At 37.4% G+C, this 23,780-nt stretch carries 17 protein-coding genes and 1 pseudogene; 2 read left to right on the forward strand and 16 right to left on the reverse strand.

Annotation, left to right across the window (positions count from 1 at the left end):
* Positions 1-11: 11 nt before the first annotated feature.
* Together FGL31_RS20120 and FGL31_RS20125 are read right to left on the reverse strand one after the other, a co-directional pair.
* Positions 12-1,490: a DUF1501 domain-containing protein gene (locus FGL31_RS20120; RefSeq protein WP_099370698.1), complete on the reverse strand. Its 1,479-nt coding sequence runs from the start codon at positions 1,488-1,490 to the stop codon at positions 12-14.
* Between the two features lie 32 nt (positions 1,491-1,522).
* Positions 1,523-3,898, reverse strand: a complete 2,376-nt coding sequence (locus tag FGL31_RS20125; RefSeq protein WP_197734334.1) for a PSD1 and planctomycete cytochrome C domain-containing protein — start codon at positions 3,896-3,898, stop codon at positions 1,523-1,525.
* Positions 3,899-4,426: 528 nt separating this feature from the next.
* Here FGL31_RS20125 and FGL31_RS20130 point away from each other — a divergent pair.
* Positions 4,427-5,140 carry an NUDIX hydrolase gene (locus tag FGL31_RS20130; RefSeq protein ID WP_099370700.1) on the forward strand — a complete coding sequence of 238 codons (714 nt, stop codon included), beginning with the start codon at positions 4,427-4,429 and terminating at the stop codon, positions 5,138-5,140.
* A 562-nt stretch (positions 5,141-5,702) separates the two neighbouring features.
* Here the strand turns inward: FGL31_RS20130 and FGL31_RS20135 are convergent.
* The 3 genes from FGL31_RS20135 to FGL31_RS20145 form a co-directional block, all read right to left on the reverse strand.
* Positions 5,703-6,956 carry a hypothetical protein gene (locus FGL31_RS20135; RefSeq protein ID WP_138094014.1) on the reverse strand — a complete coding sequence of 418 codons (1,254 nt, stop codon included), beginning with the start codon at positions 6,954-6,956 and terminating at the stop codon, positions 5,703-5,705.
* A gap of 786 nt (positions 6,957-7,742) precedes the next feature.
* Positions 7,743-8,861 carry an acyltransferase family protein gene (locus FGL31_RS20140; protein ID WP_138094016.1) on the reverse strand — a complete coding sequence of 373 codons (1,119 nt, stop codon included), beginning with the start codon at positions 8,859-8,861 and terminating at the stop codon, positions 7,743-7,745.
* A 193-nt stretch (positions 8,862-9,054) separates the two neighbouring features.
* Entirely contained in the window at positions 9,055-11,361 is a 2,307-nt protein-coding gene (locus tag FGL31_RS20145) for a tetratricopeptide repeat protein (RefSeq protein ID WP_138094018.1), read from the reverse strand.
* Between the two features lie 225 nt (positions 11,362-11,586).
* Here FGL31_RS20145 and FGL31_RS20150 point away from each other — a divergent pair, with 225 nt between their 5' ends.
* Entirely contained in the window at positions 11,587-11,892 is a 306-nt protein-coding gene (locus FGL31_RS20150; protein ID WP_197734335.1) for a nuclear transport factor 2 family protein, read from the forward strand.
* A gap of 163 nt (positions 11,893-12,055) precedes the next feature.
* Here the strand turns inward: FGL31_RS20150 and FGL31_RS20155 are convergent, their stop codons facing one another.
* The 11 genes and pseudogenes from FGL31_RS20155 to FGL31_RS20205 all read right to left on the reverse strand — a co-directional run bounded on the left by FGL31_RS20155 (position 12,056) and on the right by FGL31_RS20205 (position 23,763).
* Positions 12,056-13,039: an aldo/keto reductase gene (locus FGL31_RS20155; protein ID WP_138094020.1), complete on the reverse strand. Its 984-nt coding sequence runs from the start codon at positions 13,037-13,039 to the stop codon at positions 12,056-12,058.
* 45 nt (positions 13,040-13,084) lie between these two features.
* Positions 13,085-13,888, reverse strand: coding sequence for a M90 family metallopeptidase (locus tag FGL31_RS20160; protein ID WP_099370706.1), 804 nt, complete (start codon positions 13,886-13,888; stop codon positions 13,085-13,087).
* Between the two features lie 377 nt (positions 13,889-14,265).
* Positions 14,266-15,786 (reverse strand): annotated as a pseudogene (locus FGL31_RS20165) (IS1182 family transposase); the annotation flags it as partial.
* A gap of 139 nt (positions 15,787-15,925) precedes the next feature.
* Positions 15,926-17,563, reverse strand: a complete 1,638-nt coding sequence (groL, locus tag FGL31_RS20170) for a chaperonin GroEL (RefSeq protein ID WP_099370707.1) — start codon at positions 17,561-17,563, stop codon at positions 15,926-15,928.
* Positions 17,564-17,646: 83 nt separating this feature from the next.
* Entirely contained in the window at positions 17,647-17,922 is a 276-nt protein-coding gene (locus tag FGL31_RS20175; RefSeq protein ID WP_099370708.1) for a co-chaperone GroES, read from the reverse strand.
* Between the two features lie 221 nt (positions 17,923-18,143).
* Entirely contained in the window at positions 18,144-18,521 is a 378-nt protein-coding gene (secG, locus tag FGL31_RS20180) for a preprotein translocase subunit SecG (protein WP_099370709.1), read from the reverse strand.
* A 13-nt stretch (positions 18,522-18,534) separates the two neighbouring features.
* On the reverse strand, positions 18,535-19,656 hold the full coding sequence (locus FGL31_RS20185; protein ID WP_138094022.1) for a tetratricopeptide repeat protein: 1,122 nt from the start codon (positions 19,654-19,656) through the stop codon (positions 18,535-18,537).
* A 20-nt stretch (positions 19,657-19,676) separates the two neighbouring features.
* The gene (locus tag FGL31_RS20190; protein ID WP_232047016.1) at positions 19,677-20,195 is read right to left on the reverse strand and encodes an LptE family protein; all 519 of its coding nucleotides are present in this window, start codon (positions 20,193-20,195) and stop codon (positions 19,677-19,679) included.
* 13 nt (positions 20,196-20,208) lie between these two features.
* On the reverse strand, positions 20,209-21,477 hold the full coding sequence (locus FGL31_RS20195; protein ID WP_138094024.1) for a sigma 54-interacting transcriptional regulator: 1,269 nt from the start codon (positions 21,475-21,477) through the stop codon (positions 20,209-20,211).
* 27 nt (positions 21,478-21,504) lie between these two features.
* Positions 21,505-22,938 carry a tRNA (N6-isopentenyl adenosine(37)-C2)-methylthiotransferase MiaB gene (miaB, locus tag FGL31_RS20200; RefSeq protein ID WP_099370713.1) on the reverse strand — a complete coding sequence of 478 codons (1,434 nt, stop codon included), beginning with the start codon at positions 22,936-22,938 and terminating at the stop codon, positions 21,505-21,507.
* 135 nt (positions 22,939-23,073) lie between these two features.
* Positions 23,074-23,763: a YiaD family glycine zipper/OmpA-like lipoprotein gene (locus tag FGL31_RS20205; RefSeq protein WP_373604701.1), complete on the reverse strand. Its 690-nt coding sequence runs from the start codon at positions 23,761-23,763 to the stop codon at positions 23,074-23,076.
* Between the last annotated feature and the right edge of the window lie 17 nt (positions 23,764-23,780).

Raw genomic sequence — 23,780 nt, forward strand, 5'->3', positions numbered from 1 at the left:
CAGCTTTTTCTTTACGCTAATATATCTTTCACAACAGTACCTGCAACATCTGTCAGACGATACCTTCGCCCTAGATGTTTATAAGTCAATTTCTCGTGGTCCAAGCCCAATGTATGTAAAATAGTAGCATGGAAATCATGAATATGAACTGGATTCTTTACGATGTTATAGCCTACTTCATCCGTTTCTCCATATACCAGCCCTGGTTTAATTCCGCCACCTGCCATCCAAATGCTGAAGCACCTTGGATGGTGGTCTCTTCCATAATTATCGAAGGTCAATCCACCTTGGCAGTAGTTTGTCCTTCCAAACTCACCGCCCCATATTACCAATGTTTCATCTAAAAGGCCTCTTTGTTTTAGATCGGTTATCAAAGCGGCAGATGCTTGGTCGACATCTTTGGCTTGTAGGGCCATTTCTGCTGGCAATCCGCCATGCTGATCCCACCCTTGGTGATATAATTGAACAAATCGAACACCATTTTCCGACAATTTACGAGCCAGCAGGCAGTTTGCGGCATATGTTCCGGGGACCAGACATTCTGGACCATACATTTTTATAATGTGATCAGGCTCCTTTGAAAGGTCGGTGACCTCAGGCACCGAGGTCTGCATTCTGTAAGCCATCTCATATTGCTGGACTTTCGCCGTAATCTCAGGATCTTTAAATGTTTCATACTGCATACTGTTGAGCTCTGCCAATTTATCCAATAGTTTCCTCCGGCTCATTTTATCGGTTCCTTCGGGATTATTTAAATAAAGTACGGGATCCGGGCCACCCATAAATTGAACTCCTTGATGAACAGAATCCAAAAATCCATTCGTCCACAATTTAGAGTACACTCCCTGTCCATTGCCTTTTCCTTTAGAGACAAGAACACAGAATCCAGGAAGATTTTGGTTTTCACTCCCTAGACCATAGCTTAGCCAAGCTCCCATACTTGCACGACTGCCTTGTTGCGATCCTGTTTGAAAAAAAGTAATTGCGGGATCATGGTTGATAGCATCTGTATGCATTGACTTTATAATACATAGGTCGTCTACTACTTTTGCCATATGTGGGAATAAGCTACTCACCCACGCCCTACTTTGTCCATATTGAGCAAAGTCAAAATAAGAACCTACCAATGGAAATGTAGCCTGTCCGGCAGTCATCCCTGTCAATCGTTGATTCCCACGTATAGACGCTGGCAGATCCTGTCCCATCATCTCTCTTAACTTTGGTTTGTAGTCAAAGGATTCTAATTGAGAAACCCCACCTGATTGGAATAGATAAATCACTCTTTTTGCTTTTGGAGCAAAATGCGGCAATGCTTTTTCAAATGCTTCTTGGCTCCCAGCTTTACCTGAAAACAAATCCGGAATCAATAAGGCACCCAGAGCTACACTGCCAATCCCAATGCTCAGACTCGACAAAAATTGCCTTCTGTTTTGGAACAGCTGAGCTTCCTTTACTTCTTTATCTAAATTTGAGTCTATCTTCTTTCTCATTGCAAACAATCAATAATACAGCAATACTTATCTTATCCTTTCGTCAAGGTTTCCTCCAGATTATAGATGGCATGCACTACTGACATTAATGCCGCCAATTTTTCCTGAGGAATATTGTTATCTATTGGCGCTTCTCCGACTTTCAGAAATGCTAAAGCATCCTCTCTTTTTTTAGTGAACCTATCCAATTCTTCGTTATAATATTCTACCAATAGATTAAGCTCTTTTTCGGATGCATTTCGGCACAACACCTGTCGGAATGCTTTCTGTATATAGTCTTTTTGGACTTTATTGGGCGAATCGGAGATTAAGTTTTCTGAATGGATACGAGCGGCTTCCAAGATGGCAGGATCGTTCATCATCACCAATGCTTGCAAAGGGGTGTTGGTCCTTTGTCTTTGCACCTCACAGACATCACGGTTACTAGCATCAAAAATCAGCATATTGGGAGGCGGCAAGGTCAATTTTATAAACACATACAATCCCCTCCGATAAAGATCCTTGCCATGATCTTGAACATATTGTGCCAGAGCACCACGTCCAGAACTGCTCACCTCCCAAATTCCATCCGGTTGATACGGTTTTATACTTGGTCCGCCAATGGTCCTGTTCAACAGCCCACTAGTTGCCAAAACTTGATCCCTAATCATTTGGGCCGGCAGTCTTATACGCTTTGACCTTGCCAAATAAATGTTCTCGGGATCTTTTTCTAAATGTTTTTTATTAATTTCCGAAGACTGTTTGTACGTTTCAGTCATGACGAGCTGCTTCATGAAGCGTTTAATATCCCAGCCACTCGCTTGGAAATCTACGGCCAACCAGTCCAATAATTCAGGATGGCTTGGCAAATCCCCTTGATTCCCAAAATCAGCTACTGAAGCCACCAACCCCCGACCAAATACCATGGCCCACATCTGATTCACAAATACTCTTGCTGTCAGTGGATTTTTACTGCTGAAGGTCCATTGTGCTAGACCAAGCCGATTGGATGCATATTTTGTGCTATCAAAAGGTAAAACCGACTCGGGGGTTTGAGGATAAACCCTTTCAGTAGGTGAATCGTAAAGGCCTCTGTCAAGAATATATGTTGGTCGGATACTATCTCTTTCACCCATTACCGAAACCGAAACCTCTTCTTGGTCATCCCATTTATTGATGAAATTTAAAATGCCTTTCAGATCTTCTTGCGTGACAGTCATTCGTGGAGTTTTTGATGGACCAGAATTTACTAAGCCCTCCAACCCTTTCTCCATTGAATTATTAAAAAAGGCATACATGCCGTAGTAATTCTTTTGGGTGAATGGATCATATTTGTGGTCATGGCATTGAGCACATTCCATTGTGATGCCTAGAATACCTTTAGCATAGGTATTTGTTTTATCGAGGCCATATGCCACCCGATATTCTTCTTCTACCACACCACCTTCTTCGGTAATTTTATGGTTTCTGTTGAATGCGGTGGCTAATATTTGTTCTTTATTTGGGTTTGGCAACAAGTCGCCAGCCAATTGCCAAGTGACAAATTGATCATATGGCATATTTTCATTGAAAGCATGGATAACCCAATCCCTCCATGGCCATTGCGTCCTGATATCATCGTCTTGATAACCGTAAGAATCGGCATATCTTGCTACATCCATCCAATGTAGCGCCATTTGCTCTCCATATGCGGGGCTTGCAATCAATTCATCAACCAATCTTTCGTAAGCAGCTGCAGAAGTATCATTCAGGAATTTGTCCATTAATTTTTCATCAGGAGGGAGGCCAGTTAAATCTAAGCTCACTCTTCTTAGCAATCGGTTTTTATCAGCTTGAGGATTCGGTTCAAAACCAGCATTCTCCATTTTTGCCAATACAAAATTATCTATACTATTACTTCCCCAATCAGAATCCTCATTCACTGGCACTTCAGGTTTTACAGGTGCGGTAAATGCCCAATGCGGCTTAAACACTGCTCCTTGCTCAATCCATCTTCCAATGAGGTCTATTTCATAATTTGTCAAAGGTAAATTTGCTGAAGTAGGTGGCATTTTAATAGATTCATCCTCTGATGTAATCCTGAGGAAAGCCTCACTAATATGTGGTTTGCCAGGAACAATTGCGTGCTTGTCTGGACTTTCGGCCAATGCCTTGTATGCCCCCTCCTCGGTATCCAGCCGGAGTCCTGCCTCTCTAGTATTGTTGTCAGGACCATGGCAGGCATAGCATTTATCAGATAATATGGGTTTTATATCATAATTATAATCCACATATTTTGGCAATTTATAGTTGCTCGCAGAATTGGAATCGTTGGATTGACATTGAGGAAATAGAATGGCAATAAATGTGGACCCTGCAACAAGTAAACTTATTACAACCAGCTTATTTCTTGAAATATGCAGTTTTCCGAACATCATAACTAAGCTCAAGTAAGATTAAAATTCACCTTATTATCCGAATAACCTACCCATTATAAACACAAACTATTTTATAATCGGTAATTAAAAATTCTCAATACGGTTACTTTAATTTATTTTAGAGCAGTAACACTTTACGCTCTAGGTTTAAGGTTTTCTTTATTTACAAATGGTTATTATAAATTCATTTATATTGAAAGTCTCAAGTAATATCTGAGATTGGATATAAAAGAAGCAATCAATTTCTAAATCAACAACTTGTAGATTCAAGTTAACATTTAATATTTAAAATAGAAAGCATATTCGATTAAGTTTTACAATTAATATATGTAATTGTCCTGTTACAGACATGTTTAAAAGTAATAAATAGAACTGTTTAAAAATAAATTTTTAAGTTTAAAAAAAAATAAATAACCTGGTCATTAAAATTTTACATCCTCTACCAATTGAATTTTATATTTTTTTATTAAATTAAGGACTTGTCTAAACTTCAAGTTGACAAAATGACTTTAGGACATCAATTAAATTTTAAATCTATACATGGAACATTATAAAGATGAACCTAAAACACTGCTTGCTGTTGATTGCATTATTTTTGGATTCAATGGTGAATCATTACAGATATTACTTATTAAGAGGGGGTTCGAGCCCGAAATCAACAAATGGAGTTTGATGGGAGGTTTTGTCCAGCCCGATGAAAGTCCTGATGGGGCAGCATCGAGAATTCTTTTTAAACTGACGGGACTTCAGGATGTTTACATGGAGCAGTCTGCAGTTTTCGGTAAACCTCATCGTGAGAAAATGGACAGAGTTGTAAGCATCAGTTATTTTGCGTTGATAGACATTAGAGAATATCAACATATAAACAGCCAAGAATTCAAAGCTAAATGGTTTCCGATTGACGAATATCCTGAATTGATCTTTGACCATGTTGACATGATCAATACCGCAAAGAGGTTATTGAGAAGCAAAGCCGCATTGTACCCCATTCTTTTTGAATTGTTACCCGAGAAGTTCACACTCCCTCAAATCTCCAATCTCTATGAAGCTGTTTATGAAATTGTCATAGACAAAAGGAATTTCAATCGAAAGCTTTTATCTTCCAATCTATTAATCAAGCTCAAGGAAAAGGACAGGGAAAATTCTAAAAAAGGTGCATTTTTTTTTGTTATTGATAAAGATGTCTACAAAGAGCATATCGTGACATTTTTGCGATTTTTGCCCAGTTGGTCTGCTCAGGATATGGGAAAATAATTTTATATACCCTTTTCATTTACGGTCCCCGAGACCTATAAGATAGTTAAATAGTCCAAATGTGGACCGTAGATCTCTCTTTCCCTTGTCGAAGGCAAACTCTGTTTTTAAAATGTAAACTAATTGATATAATTAATCAAAATGGCCTACAAAAATTCAGATAATTAATTATAATTTATTAAAATGACTAAATCAGGAGCTTTTTTGGCCTTGCCACAAGATTTCGTGATATTAACTGTGAAGACTCTATTAAAATCAAGATTGAAAAAAGGATGGATAACCTAATTTTTGATCCTAATTATGTATGATATAATAACAGCCTTTCAATTCGATATCAACAATGCTAATGTTTTAAAAATTAAATTAAAAAGAATTAAAAGCCCTTATAATTGGCGTGAATATAAAACAATTGAAATGGGAACAGCATAAGGTTAAGCAAAAGTTTACCAAAAATATCAGTAAAATTATTAGCAATGGATAAAAAATATAATTGCACAAGATATATCGATTGGTAATTATGATTGTACTAAATATTTAGAAGCGACAAATTACTGTCGCTTTTTTAATTGAGGAGTGACATTGACTTTTTCTGAAAACAGCTATAAAGTACTGTTCCTATCCCAAAGACCATACAAGCCGACAAGATTAAAAGGGCATGATGTGAACCATTGATATTTAACTTCATGATACCCGATAATCCTTGAACTGCAAGGATTCCTTCATTCAGCCAAACCCCTATCAACAGCACGCATATCCCTAATTTAAAAGTACCAACCCCTACTTTATCCAAGATTAAAACAGAATACACAACAAGAAACATAGAAATCACGACTAGCAGAACCAAATGAAGGTACGCTACAACAATAGGCCTAAATCCGTATACTATTTCACTGATGCCAGGTAATAATGAAATACCTTGAAGTGTCAACTTCAATACTAAACCCATACCCACACAAGAAATAACCAGTTGCAAGATTTTACTCAAGTATTGATGGTGAATAAAAGAATTTACTCTGGAAATTTTCCAAATAAGTTTTATCCATATTGCCAACTGTCCAATGACAGCCAAAAAAACGAGCACCAAAACCGGAGATGAAAATTCTCTTAACCAATTAATAGATAGAAAATAGGTTGGAAAGACTGTTATTAAATAGCATCGAATCATAGAAACAGAGATATATTCCTTTTCGTATTCCCTGTACAGAAAATCTAAGAACAACCCTAAACAGCAAAACAAGAACCATCCATTATATTGAAAATGCAAATAAAAATTAATGGATGAGGTTTGAAAAAACACATCTGGGTTATGGCTGGCCTTTAGAAAAATAAGAGCGAAAGTCCCTAGGCTCGAAATCAAATTGAATGCAAATGCAGCCTTAAATATCAATCTTATTCCTTTAGTAAAATGGGATTTTGACAATAATTTCCAAGCGTAATATACAACCCAATAAGAGATTACAACAGATAGAAAAGAAAGGACAATAGAAGGTACAGAATATCCCGAAATCGCGAAACTTATTAACATTCCATAGGATATAAGTAGATTTGCCAATAGCAATAGCTGTTGATGGTGAGTAAAAGTTTCTCTGTGATTTATTTCACGAGCTGCAGTAAAGAAGAAGACAATCAAAGAGGTTGTTATCCAACCCGTAAAAGCAAAATGGGAGTGAGAATGCAATAAGTTCATTTGATCTATCCAAAAAAATGGATATAAAAATTTTACACGCATCAACAAACCCAAACAGCCCACTATAAAAAAGTTGATCAGTGAAATTATGACCCAATTTCTTACAGTTATTACATTTAAAATATTCATTTAAACCTATGGTATTAATCAATAAACAAAACACAATTATTAAAGAGCTCTGCCCATACAAAAGTAACCTGATTACCTAATTATCCAATTGACAGCCATCAGAGTAAATAATGACATTTATCAATCACAATTTAAGCTCCAAACAATGTTCAATATATAAGCACTACAAATTTAAAAGAAATTCATAATCCATATTATTTTCAAACCATCCTTAACACGTTCACGTTTTATTTATGGTTCAATATTCCACTGTCATTGCTTTTGATTATATAAGAACATTTTTAATCTTAAACTACCTAAAACCAGGTATTCCTACAACCATACTTATTCATTTCTCGGCCCAAGTCTTCTCACACCTTTTACTTTCGATTAAAGTATTGGTAATTAAAACTGAGAGTTACTTTCAGGAGAAAGCACTAATTTCAGTTCAGTTGTAATAACCCCTCACAACTCTACTTGTTAAATGTTGGGTTGATCATTCCATTTTTCATATTACCAAAGCCAGAGTACTCATTGGAGTCTTTTTTGCAGATTACAAATAGCCTATGGTATATTCATAAATTTTGAATCAGACACTCAACAGTCAATTAGATGGGCTCCTATTTTAGAGAAAACCCAATTAGTCCATGTCAAATGAAGCTCGACAAGAACTGGCGTTGGTGCCGGATTAGAGAGTTTATTCGGATATACTAAACAGGATATCTGTAGAACTTATCGAATTTTTCCAGGTTTATTCTTTAGCGAATGTTTGAAATAGGGTTTCGGAAGTTTCAATTGAACGAAAAGCTAATGGTGACTTTCAATCCTTTTCTCACGATCGTTTTCCCTATTATTATAATTTGGCATCCTACCTCCCAAGGAGAACACCAATAATTTTGGGGCTATTTTTAGCAATAAATAATACAACCCAGCGCAAATTGCCAGGCATAAGAATGGGATTGCAAAATAGATTAAGATCTTTCCCCCGCCATTTTCATACATCGTCAATCCATAGAAATACCCCTTTAACCAATTGATGATATATATTTCATGGACAACATATATAAAAAAAGAAAGTGAACTGAATCCTTGCAATAAATTCATTACAGCGAACCGCTCACTTAGATAAGAAAAAAGGTTGAAAATGGACACTACACCAGTTAAAATAAATATTCGTAAAAAATATTCTTGATATTGCTGACCATTATTTGCTAATGATAAAACAAGAAAGCAAATCATTAAAAGATAAGCAGGACTTTTAATCTTATTGAATACGTATAAAATATCTTTTTTCTCGATTGAGAAGTAAGCTCCTAAAGAAAAGAAGAAAATTGCCGTTAAACTCAACCCTGGCACATTGGTATCAAAACTTCCAACGTACAAAACAGCCAGAATGATTATTCCATATCGTTTTAAATATTTTATAAAAAAATAAATCAATGGTGACAAGACTATCATACAGAGCAGGTCCCTGATATACCAAAGGGGAAAATTGGCGGGCAAACCCCAAAAAATATTGTACAGATTTCCCTTTTCCAATATTGAAACATGGTCATCCAATGGCATCCCTAAATAATTGAAAGTATAATTTTTGAAAAACACAGCAATTACTGTCAATACATTCCAAACAACATACGGAATCAGCAGAGTTCTAAACCTACTCTTAAACTGCCTTTTCAAGAATGCTAATAAGTCATCTTTATACCTATTGAAGAAATAATAGCCAGAAACCAAGAAATAGCACCTTACGGAAAGTTTCGCCAGGTGATGGGAAAAAGTTTCAGAGATCAATGTATAGAGTGCATTGGCATTGCTGGGAAAATGTACAACCGGTAATGTGAACGGAACCAGATGAGCAATTATCACAAAGAATATCAAAGGCAATCTCATAATGTCGATCACCTTTGATAGTTCAGAATTATTCATTAACAATTGATTTATTAAATTAAAAATTAATTCTAAAAATTTAAGATATTAACAACATGTCATATGCTCCTTTATTTAAAGGGGCTCTCAATGATTTATATACTTAAATTCATCATTAATTTCGCAAAAATAAATATAAAATTTTTATTAATTTAATTTAAATAATTATTAATTTTAAAATATTAAATGTAACTTAAAACCTGAATTTTGAGAAGAGTCCTGGCTTTTTCCAATTTTGTTTAAAATCTTCGGCAATCGGATTGTGATCATCATAGGATAGAACGTAATTTAATATCTTATGAGCTTCTTTTAGATTTCCGTTTACATAATTGCAATGAGCCTTTGACAACAGTACCTCTTCCGACAAACTATCATATGCCCATTCTTTTTCTGCATAAATTCCTTGAAATCGATCAACTAGCGCATTGACTTGTGATAGGTTGTCTAATTTGTCATATAATTTAATACCATAACTTAACCAAAGTACATATTCTGATGGTTCAAGAGCTTCAAAACAGAATTCATTATATTCAGTAAACATTGCAGCCCCTTCCCGAAGTTGGGTAACTAGAAAATGACTTTTCACAATCATATAGATTGTTTTTGCTTTATCGAAGCTATTTAAAAGAAAGGACTGTTTATTTTCGAGATACAACCTTGCAGATTTATTTACATTTTGATAGTCTTCCAATTCATTGAAAGCTTGCATTAAGTTGAATTGAGGGTTTGCTTCATCAGGATATTTTTCGGCGAGCCCTAAGTAATAATCTTTCCTTTCCTGAGCTGACCGATGTTCATTTTCCTGATACAACACTCCTTCCACGGTGTTCTTGGCGGCTTCAAAATCTCTGAAGTCATAATCCGATATATCTGGGTTTTCTTGATAATGCTCATAAATCTGGAACAATAATTCTTCAGCATCTTTATTTACATCTTCCGCATTTCCCAGCTTATGGCTAACATTTACCCAATCCGCTCTGTGTTGTAGGTGTCTATAAAATGATGCTGTTTGTTCATCATATAAACTGAAATAATTTTCGAGTGCATGTTGAGCTTCCTGGTAGTCTTCTTTTTGCAGTAAAGCATCAATTAAGCTATGGTGGAGTTCAGAGAAGTCAGAATGGTTCAATCCTTCTTGAGCTACCGAAATTGCTTCATCAAATCTTCCCAGAGCAGTATATACGATGCTTAGATTGTTACAGCACATAGCCCAACAATGTTCATCTCCATAGAAGTCACTTTCATATTTAAATTCTTCAAAATACTTTCTGAAAGAATCAAGGGATTGTTGATAGATTTTAGCATCCAAGGTTCTCAGACTTTCCTTAATCGAATCATCGGCCATGTTCTTTAGAAAGTCATCTAGGTTCACCCCTTCATTATAGATATCGCGTGGCAAACTTGAAAACTGTGGTACATCCTGTTCTACCAGCCCTGTCGATAAAAACTGTGACTCTACCATTCTTCTCCAGGTCGTAACATCTGGATTTACCGACACTCCATTCTTTAAAACTATATATGCCTCATCAAAATCTCCCATTTCATATAAGTATGTACCTACGAAATGGCTGGCGGCGAAATTATTTGGAAACTTATCCTTGATCTCCAGCCCATGATGGTAATAAAAATCTTCAGGCACACCCAGTACTTCAGGATAATTACGTTCGATTATTAATTGGTAATAGAATACTTCTGAGTTTTGATATCCGAGTTCGATTTGCTCATTAAACCTTTTATGCCATTTTCCATAAGCATCGATTACTTCCTGACTATGATTATCACCTTTGATCAATTTGAGCAGCACTTTCAGTGCAACATCCCAAGCATTTCCTTCGAAAGCAATTTCGGCAAGATCTAGATATTCCATGTCATGCGGGCTCACGAAATTGTAAATACCTGAATCAATAAGATGAATTAAGTCAGATTTATCCAGCATATTTGTTCGATCCAATAAATAGATTTTTTTCATCCAACAGATTGAAATATTTCGATCTCTTAGATCTCGACTATCTTTGAATTCTATTTCAAAAAGTGCCATAGCTTCGTCTAAGCTCTTTAATAGATCTTCATTATTGTCCAATATTTCATAAATCTTGATTTTAAAATCATGACCATACACCCGATTCAATGGATCTTGCATTAATCGATGGGCATAATCGAGGTATTCTTCTTTATTAGTTTCAGTTAGGTGTTTTCTAGGTCTCGCTATCTGCTCAAGTGTGTATTGATTACCGAGTGGATAATTCAAAATATTGTACAATACTCGAGAATTATTAGGTTCATATTTCAATACCCTCTTCAAGTAGGGTATTACAAACTGTTTAATGGCATCATAGGCTGCCTCATGTCCTTCTTCATATGCTCTATCATGATGCGCCACCGCCATAAGAAATAAGGCATCGGTATCTTCTGGATGGTCTAATAAATATTCTTCACCTTCTTTAATACATAAATCTAATTCTCCGGCATAAAACAACTGCTCTAATTCTTCGTAATTCATCTATCTTATTTTAAACAACCAATTCTGAAATCATTATCGGAACAAATCTTTAAGCAAATTACAAATTTAAGCCTCATAAATAATAGGGATTTTCCGGGATTTTTAACCTTAACATTTATTTAATAATCATCCTTGGCTTGAAAATTCCGTAAAGAATGTATAAGTCAAAGATTAAAAGATATTTACCTTATCTTTATTTTTCCACCATATCTGAGGAGAATATTCATGAAAAGTAGAGAAGAGATTATCGAAAATTATATTGCTGGCTACAATAGCTTTGACATAGAAAAAATGACTGCAGATTTAGATGATAATATCAAGTTTGAAAATATATCCAATGGCAATGTAACAGATAGCCTAATTGGCAAACCTGACTTTATTCATCAGGCGGAGCAGGCTAAATCCTTATTTTCACAGCGTCAACAGAAAATTACTTCCATTACACATCATGAGAACAGCACTGAAGTGACCATTGACTATGTAGCTACTTTGGCAATTGATATCTCCGAGAGTTTTAAAAACAGGGGATAAGATCAAATTGGAAGGGAAATCAATATTTGAATTCAGCCCTGAGGGCAAGATTTTGGTTTTGAGGGATGTAAGCTAGATATAAATCGATAGACATAAGACATAAGACATAAGACATTGGAAAGGTGTCTCATATCTCATATCTCACATCTCATATCTAAAGATTCTAAAAGGCGTCTACGACGGCATTAATAAAATCTATTTCTTCTTGGCTGATGTCGAAGTCCATTGCTTTTGCGTTTTGGACTGACTGGTGAGCATTTCTTGCTCCTGCAAGGGCAATGGTTATGCCGGGTCTTTCAATTGTCCATCTCAGCACCAATTGAGCCAGGGTTACAGCTTTGTCATCTGCTAAGGGTTTGATTCTTTCAAGGAGCACATTGGTTCTTTCGATAAAGTCAGGTTGAAAGTGTGGATGTGATGCCCTATGATCCCCTTCTTGGAACTCATATCCCGGTTTTATCTTTCCTGTCAACAAGCCACGTTCTAGAGGACTATATGCAAGTACTGCCTTGTTGTGTTTAATACAGTATGGTATTGTTTCTTCTTCTACTCCCCTGTTGACCATACTAAATGGGATCTGGTTAGAAACAAGCGGTACAGTTTTTTCAGCTTCTGCCATTAGTTGGGCATTGTAATTACAAACACCTGCATATCTTACTTTACCTTGCTCCATCAATTGGACTACAGCCTCAAAGGTTTCGTCTAATGGTGTTGTCGAATCTGGCCAATGGATTTGATAAAGGTCGATGTAATCTGTCCCCAATCTTTTTAAACTCTGTTCACATTCGTATATGATGCTTTCTTTCCCAGCATACTTATAGATTTCAATTTCTTCGCCATTGTTTTTCTTGCTATGGAAAGCGAAATCACCTTTTTCCAAATCCCAGCGCATCCCATATTTTGTTAGGATTTGGGTTTTGTCCCTTGGGATATCTTTTAATGCTTCACCTACGATTTCTTCACTTGCTCCTTGTCCATAAATAGGTGCGGTATCGATTGTAGTAACACCAACTTCATAAGCGGCAACTATTGCTTCAACAGCATCTTTACGGTCAGTTGAACCCCACATCCAACCTCCTGCTGCCCAAGCACCAAATGCTATGACAGAAGCATTTATTTCGCTATCTCCAATATTTCTATATTCCATGTCAATTAGTTTTTATAATGATTAACAGACCATTAGCTATATGGTTTATTTTAATTCATCTTTGTTTCCGTTATAGATTTCATTCAACATATCATAAAGCTCGGGATGATCTTCCTTGAGCATTTTAGGTTTTTGAAAGAAATATTCTGAGACGACTGCTAAAAATTCCGCTGGATTGGTAGCGGCATAATCTCTGATATCGGATTTATCTCTTCTTATTGCGGCAATTGTAGATTCCATTTCTTCGAGCCAGGGTTGGATTAACTCTTTGGGGATCAGATATTCTGGGACTCCATCTACTTCTCCATCGGCTTTATCGATTAGATGTACAAATTCATGTATAGCGGTGTTGTAATCGCCATCATGATTAAATCCAGACATCAATGCAGGGAGCGAAATAATCATTTTCCTGTGCATTGCACCATCTCCTACCATTCCCAAGATATTTCTTTTATCTTCTTCAGTATTGTATTTTTCATTGAACGTGCCTGGATAGACTAGTACTTCATCCAGATTCTCATATGACCAATTCTGAAAGTGGAACAGTGGAATTGTTGCGCTGGCAGCAATCAATATTTTATGTTCATCATTTACGACTGCTCCTTTTTCTGGAGAAATCTTGGTGGTATGCAAAAAATAAGAAACTCTATTTATAAAAGTTTCTTGTTGCTGTAGGTCTAGTTTATTGAAGAATGAAACTTTTTCATGTAGAACATTTTTAATTAGTGCCACATCTGGAATTTCTGGGTTTATGATTTTTTTATTGCCGACTTTTTTCCAAACAAAAAGGCCCAGGGTAATACCTCCAACAAAAATTATTATTAATACAATGATATTGTAAGCATCCATAAATACAAAATAGCTTTTCTAAGATACAAAATTTGGGTTTAGAAAATTGTTTGGATGATAGTCACACCCCTAGTGGGCAATCTCATTAAGTTAAGAAAAGTTAAGGCCATTGGCATTTTTTCAGTGGCAGGTGGGGACACCTGCCACGGCGAGAAAACCCCTAGCGGGGTTTGGTATCATGTTGATAATAAAAAAAGAAGGTGGTCTAAAAAGGCACCTTCTTCTGTTTTATAGCTTTCTGGAGCTCCATTATAATTTCATGAGCAATATTAGGCTGCAAGTCGATGTTTTGTACTTTTCAGCATGTTGATGGCTTGATTTATCGCAAACAGGGAGTTTTTGCCACCTGGTTTACCGATAAAAGCTTTGTCTTTCCACTTTTTTGCCCATTTTCTGAGGTTATGGGCAATGGCCATCAAACCGAATTCCACAGCGACCTTCTCCAGACCTTTCATTGTGAACCGGGTAAACCTGTTGTTGCTTTTCATCTGGCCGAAAACGGCTTCCACTTCTATGGGTCGCTTGCTCCGATGGTACATTCCCTCTTCCGACAGCAGTCTTTCCCGGGCTTTAGCCTTGAGCTTATTGAGCCTGTGGTTCACTTCAATGAGCCGATCGCCTGTAGCTTTATGGCACCCACTCCGCATCGGGCAGCCTTCGCATCGCCGAGCCTGGTAACAGCTGACCCGGGCAGTGTATCCGTTGGCACTGACTCTGGTTGCATGACCGATAAAGCTGAGCTTCTGTCCGGCCGGACATACATAATAGTCATCCTGCTGGTTGTAATATAGGTTCTGTACCGAGAAAGGATCCTGTTTATGCTTGCGCTTCTGTTCCATATGGAAGTAATTGTACTTCACAAAAGCGGTTATACCCTGTCCTTCCATCAGCTCGTAGTTCTGCTCGCTACCATATCCGGCATCTGCGACGATGGATTCACTCTGTTTTCCGTAATGGGACTCAAAGCCTTCCAGGTGTTCGGGCAGGGTTGTGGTATCTGCGGCCGTTTGATGGATGCTATAATGGGTGATGAACTGGTCTTCGGTGCTGATCTGGGTATTGTAGGCCGGTTTAAGCTGGCCATTTTTCATGTGGTCCTCTTTCATCCGCATAAACACGGCATCGGTATCGGTCTTGCTATAACTGTTGCGATCTCCCAGTACTTCCAGTTGCTCCTCATATTTCTGCAATCGGGGCAGATAGTCGTCTTCAAGCTTCCTCAGCTGCCTATCGGTGGATCTATCCACTCCTTTGAGCTTGGCATTGATCGCTCTGATCTTTTCCTTCAGCTGGGCACTATCGATGGCCTTGCTGACTTGCTGATCCCCTAATGAAGATTGGTCCTGGCTGATCTGTGCATCGATATCCGAAAGGACCGAAGCGATGTTCGCCTCCAGCTTTACCTTGTTCTTCTCGATCGATCTCTTCCAAACGAAGGTATAGCGACCGGCGGCCGATTCGATCTTGGTACCATCTACATACTGGACTTTCAGGCTGACATACTCCATGTCATGCAGCATCCGAACGATACTGGCAAACAGCTCCTGTATCTGTTCCTTAAGACGCTTTCCCCTGAAATAATTGATCGTACGGTAATCCGGCGTACTGTTGCCCGAAAGCCACATGAAATGGATGTTCTCGTGCAGGGCGCGCTCGATCTTGCGGCAAGAATAGATATTGCTCAGATACGCGTAGAACAGTACCTTGATGAGCATCCTGGGATGGAAACTGGTCGTGCCTCCGCCTTTATACTGACGGATGATATGTTCCAGATCCAACTGGTCAACAACCTGACTCACCAAACGAACCGGATGGTTCAAGGGGATACGGTCTAAAATATTCTCAGGAAAAAGACTCGGACTATTGGATGGAAGCGCTTTGAATTGTATGTTTGCCATATTGTTTTTTGGGTGCACCTTAAGATACAAAATCTTGAGGACAAAAAACAGAAAAACCCCGCCATTTTTTAATGACGGGGTTATTTTTTTAAGAGACCTTTTTAGACAGCCCCTTTTATATATCTGTGGGGGGGTGATATTACATCATTCCGCCCATGCCGCCACCCATTGGAGGGCCACCAGCACCTACTTGATTTTCTTCTGGTTCGTCAGCAAGGACACATTCTGTAGTCAACAACATTGAAGCTACTGAAGCGGCATTTTCCAATGCTACACGTGAAACCTTAGTTGGGTCGATAACACCTGCTGCGATCAAGTTTTCAAACTTGTCAGTACGAGCATTGTAACCATAGTCTGCAGTTCCTTCTTTCACTTTTTGAACGATCACTGCACCTTCGATACCTGCGTTATCACAGATTTGGCGCAATGGTTCTTCGATAGCACGTTTGATGATATCGATACCGATTTGTTCATCTTCGTTTTCACCTTTAAGGTTAACTAAAGCCTCTACAGAGCGAATGAAAGCAACACCACCACCAGCAACGATTCCTTCTTCTACCGCAGCGCGAGTAGCATGAAGAGCATCATCAACACGGTCTTTTTTCTCTTTCATTTCAACTTCAGAAGCAGCACCTACGTAAAGTACAGCAACACCACCTGATAATTTTGCTAAACGCTCTTGTAATTTTTCGCGGTCGTAATCAGAAGTTGTTGTTTCGATTTGGGAACGAATTTGAGCAACACGGGCTTTGATATCTTCAACGTTACCAGCACCGTTGATAATTGTAGTATTGTCTTTGTCAACTACTACCTTCTCAGCTTGGCCTAAATAATCTAATTCTGCATTTTCAAGTTTGAAACCCCTTTCTTCGGAGATTACAGTTCCACCTGTTAAGATTGCGATATCTTCCAACATTGCTTTACGACGGTCACCGAATCCTGGAGCTTTTACAGCAGCCACTTTCAGAGAACCACGTATTTTGTTAACTACTAATGTAGCTAATGCTTCACCATCAAGGTCTTCAGCAATGATCAATAGAGGTTTTCCAGTTTGCACTTGTTTTTCCAAGATAGGCAGCAATTCTTTCATGTTGCTGATTTTCTTGTCATATATTAAAATGTAAGGATTTTCTAAATCCGCTTCCATTTTATCTGAATTGGTTACGAAATATGGAGATAAATAGCCCCGATCGAATTGCATACCTTCCACAGTTTTGACTTCTGTCTCAGTGCCTTTAGCTTCTTCTACGGTTATTACACCGTCGTTGCCTACCTTTTCCATAGCTTCAGCGATCAATGAACCGATTACCTCGTCATTATTAGCAGAGATTGAAGCAACCTGTTTGATCTTATTGTTATCTGCACCTACTACTTGGGATTGGGATCTCAAGTTTTCCACTACCGCGGCTACGGCTTTGTCAATACCGCGTTTCAAATCCATTGGGTTCGCACCAGCTGCAACAGATTTGATACCTGGCGCTACGATTGCTTGTGCCAATACTGTGGCAGTTGTTGTCCCGTCACCAGCTTGATCTGCTGTTTTAGAAGCAACTTCTTTAACCATTTGAGCCCCCATATTTTCCAAAGCATCTTTCAGTTCGATTTCTTTAGCAACCGAAACACCATCTTTAGTAATTGCAGGGGAGCCAAATTTTTTCTCGATAATTACATTACGTCCTTTAGGTCCTAAAGTAACTTTTACAGCATTCGCAAGAGTGTCAACACCTTTTTTAAGGGCGTCACGCGCCTCAACATTATATTTTACTTGTTTTGCCATTGTTTAAAATTTGAATATCAGACCATTATTAAAGCTTTTTGCCTTTAATGGTCATATTAAAAAATAATAAAGTTTAGATTAATTTATAAAACTGCGTAAATATCAGCCTCACGCATAATTAAATACTCTTTTCCTTCATAAGAAAGTTCAGTGCCTGAATATTTACCGTAAATTATTTTATCACCAACTTTTACAGTCAATGGTTCTTCGGGTTTCCCAGAACCTACAGCCACAATAATTCCTTGGGAAGGTTTTTCTTTCGCTGTGTCAGGGATATAGATTCCTGATGCTGTTTTTTCTTCTGCTGGAGCAGGTTCTACAACTACTCTGTCTCCGATAGGTTTAATACTTAATGCCATAATTGTATATCAATTTGTTTTTTTCGATTATCGTAACTCAAAAGCATCACTAACTATGCCAATTGAAATAAAGCAAAATATTTTGCCATTTTTGCACTAACTGTCATTTTTCATGTCAACAATCCATCATCTTAATGTCATGATGGCATTCCAGTGATGCATTTAACAAAAAACCCCACCTATTGCTAGGAGGGGTTATATCTTTTAAAGTCTTAGACTACTTATTTAGTTGTGTCAGTTGCGGCAGGAATTTGTGTTGCCGGTGTTTGAGTAGCTGCAGGGTTACCAGTTGCTGGGGTTGCAGTAGGATTAAGGTTCAAGTTTGGAGCCGTCACTGGGGTTTCAATTTGATCACCTAGGCCACCTCTGTTCGATGATGATGGACCAATGATGTTGATTGCAATACAGAAAACCATTAATGCGATTGCGAAAATCCAAGTTCCTTTTTCCAAAATATCACCTGTACGTTGTACCCCAATTAAATTAGCACCTCCTGAAAAGCCTGAAGAAAGACCTCCTCCTTTAGGATTTTGAATCAATACGAAAAATGCTAATAATAAACTAGCTAGGATAATTAGGATAATAAATAAAATGTCCATTTTTATATTTCAATTATAACTTTTGTTCAATCTCTTTAATTCGGGTCGCAAAGTACGATTTTTTTTCTGGATTATCTGAAATTAATTTTCTAAAAACCGAGATTGCTTTTTCATACATGCCCTGTGACTCATAGATATTTGCCAAAGTTTCTGTTACGACTTGCAATTGATCTTCAGAGCTACTTCTAGCTTTATTTTCTGTATTTATCGATTCAGCTTTTGGAGGTTGTATTTGTGGTTCTTCACGTATAAACTTTTCAATGACCTCGTCTACGCGTTCTGTAGATTTAAATTCAACCGTTTCTTTTTTATGCTGATCGCTGAGTTTATCCTCTGGATTCTGCAGGTGAAAGATATTCTCTCGAATCTGCTGATCTAAAATTGCATCATCTAATTTCTTAGGGTCAAATTGACCTTTATGTTGTTTAGGAAGAACAGGAGAAGAAAACGGCTGATATGTATCAGCATGTTCTAATCTAGTTTTATATAACCACCATCTGAAACTATAAGGCATCAACTCATCATTATATAAACTGATGTCTTCTTCTGCCGTTCTTTGATTTTCTTGAACTGCGGGGGTATTGATATCTATTTGATTTTCATGTTCAATTTCAAAGTCTTCATCTTCTTCAACATCTTCATCATCATCTGCGAACTCTTTTTCAATATTGTAACCAGATGGGATGTCAAAAACAGGCTCTGTTTCCAAGATGTTCTGCTGATCTTTTTCTTCTGTAATATCCTCGATATTACCGAGTGGCTTATCCTCTTCTACGAAAGTTTCTAGCAGCTCAGGGTTATCATTTTCTAAATCTTCGGTTTCTACTTCGGTTTCATCAGCTACTACCTTTTCTTCTTCAACATCTTCGTAAGCTATGTAATCGTCTGAATCCACTTCCAATTCAGGAATTTCTTCTACGGGTTTTTGGAGATAATCTCTTAGCCAAAAAGGGTTATTTGAATAAATAAGAGTCTTTTGTTTATCTACAGGATGTCCTTCCAGAAATTTCTTGCGTTCAAATGCATAAATAATAGGCTGAGAATAGGGGTATTTTGAAAGAAGTTGCTCAAATTCAGCAACATTTACTTCCATTGGGTTCTCGAGTGCTTTTCTAAATACATTTACTTGATCCATATTATTCAAAGGCTCTAATTTTACCAGTTATTAAATGCACGGTTAAACACATCCTCAGTCAGCATTTTCACGATTTCCGTATTCAATTGATTTTCTTGGGAACTGATTTCACCACGGAATTCTTTGAACTGAGTAAAGTTTTCTTCAAAATCACTTTCCCCTGTTTCATCTTTTCTATTGACATACTTCACTTTTACTGTGATTGACAATCGATTTAATGCTGCCATATCGGTTCCAGCTTCTACTGCTGCTGGAGTGATGGCATAATTTGTAATAACGCCTGAAAACATGGCATCTCCGTCTTGATTGATCTGGCTGAGCCTAGATTGTGTACGGATTCGTTCTTTCAGGCCTTCAGTAAATGTTTGGCTCAATGTAGGAGACACGAAAGGAGAAATATTCTCAAAGATCTCAACTGAGTATGTTTTCATGTTCTCAGGAATAGTTCCGCCGCTTAGACTATATTTCACGCCACAACCCTGAACAGTAAGTATAACCATGGCAATGATCATCAATTTTATCAGATTGCCAGTTTTCATTAATTTGGACATATTAATCTAAATTCAAATCTTTAATCTTTCTATAAAGAGTTCGTTCTGATATTCCTAGTTCCTGAGCCGCTGCTTTCCGTTTTCCTTTATGCTTTTTCAGGGCTTTCTTGATCAGGTCAGACTCCTTGTCAAGTAAAGATAATGATTCTTCAACCTCTTCTACATCTTGGGTATCATACAAATAATCATTATTATTTCCATTAGCCTGATTAGGGTTATGGATAGTAATTGTTGGATTTGGATTCAATCCGTAATCCTCAGCCGCTAATGATGGTGAAGTAGGCCTTATTTCTTGATATAATTGATTAATATACGGAGAATTTTGGTCCATTGTTCCTTGATTGAAACCTTTCTGCATTAATTCTACGACTAATTTTTTTAAATCAACCATATCCTTTTTCATGTCAAAAAGCACTTTATATAAAAGATCGCGTTCCGAGATATTCTCTTTAGACTGATCTTTTAAAGCCATTGGCAATGTACTTTGATTTTCAACCGGCAAGTAATGGCTAAGGATGTGTGCATTTACCAATCTTTCTTTTTCAAGAACGGCAATCTGTTCCGCAATATTTTTCAATTGTCTGACATTTCCTGGCCAAGAGTAATTTTTCAATAATTCTTGCGCGTCTTCAGTCAATTGAATTCCTGGGGAACGATATTTGTCGGAAAAGTCAACTACGAATTTTCTGAACAATAGTACAATATCTTCCTTTCTTTCTCTGAGTGATGGAATTCGCAATGGTACGGTATTCAATCTATAATAAAGATCTTCACGGAATTTACCTTTCTTTACTGCTTCATATACATCGACATTTGTTGCAGCTACCACTCTAACATTTGTTTTTTGGACTTTAGATGAACCAACGCGGATATATTCGCCTGATTCCAATACCCTCAACAATCTTGCTTGAGTACCTAATGGCAGTTCACCCACTTCATCCAGGAAGATTGTACCGCCATCGACCACTTCGAAATATCCTTTTCTGGCTTCATGTGCTCCGGTAAAAGAACCTTTTTCGTGTCCGAATAATTCTGAGTCGATTGTTCCTTCTGGGATTGCGCCACAGTTTACAGCGATAAAAGGTCCATGTTTACGACCACTCAATTGATGGATAATATGTGAAAAAACTTCTTTACCTGATCCACTCTCACCTTGAATCAAAACCGATATATCGGTTGGTGCTACCTGACGTGCAATATCGATAGCCCGGTTGAGCAATGGAGAGTTTCCAATTATCCCAAACCTGCTCTTAATATCTTGATGAACCATTCTTAATATTTAGTGTTTAGATTAGTGTTAATCAACAATTCTACCTATTAAGGTAGCTGATGTACAGGTTTCGCCAAGTACATTTACATAATCTCCAACCTTGTATCTTTGATCTACTGGAAATACGACCATTGTATTTTGGTCATTACGTCCACAGAAATCTTTGTCTGATCTTTTAGAAGTACCTTCAATCAGCACTTTATGAACTTTTCCTACAAATTTTTCGATCCTATATAGGCTATGTTCTCGCTGTTTATCGACTACTTCCGTTAACCTACGTTTTTTGACTTCTTCAGGAATATCATCTTCATAACGTTTTGCTGCCAAAGTGCCTGGACGTTCAGAATACGCAAACATATAAGCAAAATCATATTTGACATAGTCCATCATAGACAATGTTTCTTGATGTTCATCTTCAGTTTCAGTACAGAATCCTGTAATTACATCTGTTGAAATTCCACATTCAGGGATAATACGTCTGATGGCATCTACCCTTTCCATATACCATTCTCTGTCATAGGTTCTATTCATCAAGTCTAATACTCTAGAGTTACCGGACTGAACAGGAAGGTGGATATATTTACAGATATTTTCATAACGAGCCATTGTATGCAATACCTCATCAGTAATATCTTTAGGGTGTGATGTAGAGAATCTAATTCTTAATTCTGGGCTTACTTGAGCCACTAGCTCTAGCAATTGTGCAAAATTAATGGTAGGTTTTGTTTCTTCTCCTTCTTTTACGGTTGGAGTATATTTATAGGAGTCAACATTTTGTCCTAGCAGAGTAACTTCTTTATATCCTGCATTGAAAAGGTCCTGCGCTTCTTTCACGATTGACTCAGCATCTCTGCTTCTTTCTCTTCCTCGGGTAAATGGCACCACACAGAATGAACACATATTGTCACATCCTCTCATGATAGAAATAAATGCAGAAATTCCATTTGAATTTAAGCGTACAGGGCTTATATCTGCATAAGTTTCTTCTCTTGACAGCAATACATTGACAGCTCTTCCGCCTTCATCTACTTTATCAATTAAATTAGGAAGATCACGGTATGCATCGGGTCCCACCACGACGTCCACTAATTTTTCTTCTTCCAAGAATTTAGCTTTTAGTCGTTCGGCCATACATCCCAAAACACCTACCACCATTCCTGGATTTTTTGCTTTTGCAGATTCAAATTCTTTTAATCTGTTTCTTACGCGTTGTTCAGCATTTTCACGGATTGAACACGTATTTATAAATACAACATCAGCATCTTTATAATCCTTCGTTGTCTCAAAACCTTTCTCAATCAAGATGGAGGCTACAATTTCGCTATCAGAAAAGTTCATTTGGCAGCCATAACTTTCAATATATAGTTTACGGCCGGTTGACTGTCCTGTAGGTACCATATCTAAAGCCTCACCTTGGCGAGATTCATCATGTGTTTTTGTTGTATGTGTTAACTCTAACATAGTCAAATTTCAAAGACTACAAAGTTAGTAATTATCTATTAAACAAATGACAGTTTGTCAGCAGTTGTCTTAAATTTTAACAAAAAAAAGGCGCTAATGTGAATTAGCACCTTATATATATTTTTTTTAATTGTCTTATTGAGCAGCTTCTTGTTTAGCTTCTTGTTGCATTTTTTTGTTAGCAACAATTACGATTTCTACGCGACGGTTTTCAGCTCTACCAGCATCAGTATCATTTGATGCGATTGGCTCCGAATAGTTTTTACCTTCAGTTTTGATACGGCTACCAGCAAGACCTTGAGATACTGCAAATGATTTCACAGATGCGGCACGGCCGTCAGAAACTTTTTGGTTTGCTTGTAAAGTACCTACATTGTCTGTATGTCCTAATACTAAGATATCAGTATTTGGTTCTTTGTTCAATGTTTCAACTAATTTAGCAATATTTTCTTTTGCTGAAGGTTTCAATGCTGTGCTATTGAAATCAAATAAGATACCTGAATCAAACTTCACCAAGATACCTTCACCTACTTGCTCCACTTCGGCGCCAGCTACAGTGTTTTCGATTTCTTTAGCTTGTTTATCCATTTTCTTACCGATCAAAGTACCTGCAGCACCACCAATCACGGCACCAGCGATTGCACCTACTGCAGTGTTACCTGCTTTACCACCTATAAGTGCACCAATTGCACCCCCTGAAGCTGTACCTATGACAGCACCTTTAGTTGTGTTACTACTATTTTGAATGGTTGAACAGCTAGCAAACAACATAGCTGAAGTAGCTACTGTCAATCCGTATACCGCTAGTCTTTTATTCATTTTCATAATCAAATAATTTATCT

The organism is Sphingobacterium daejeonense, assembly GCF_901472535.1.
GTDB classification, from domain to species: domain Bacteria; phylum Bacteroidota; class Bacteroidia; order Sphingobacteriales; family Sphingobacteriaceae; genus Sphingobacterium; species Sphingobacterium daejeonense.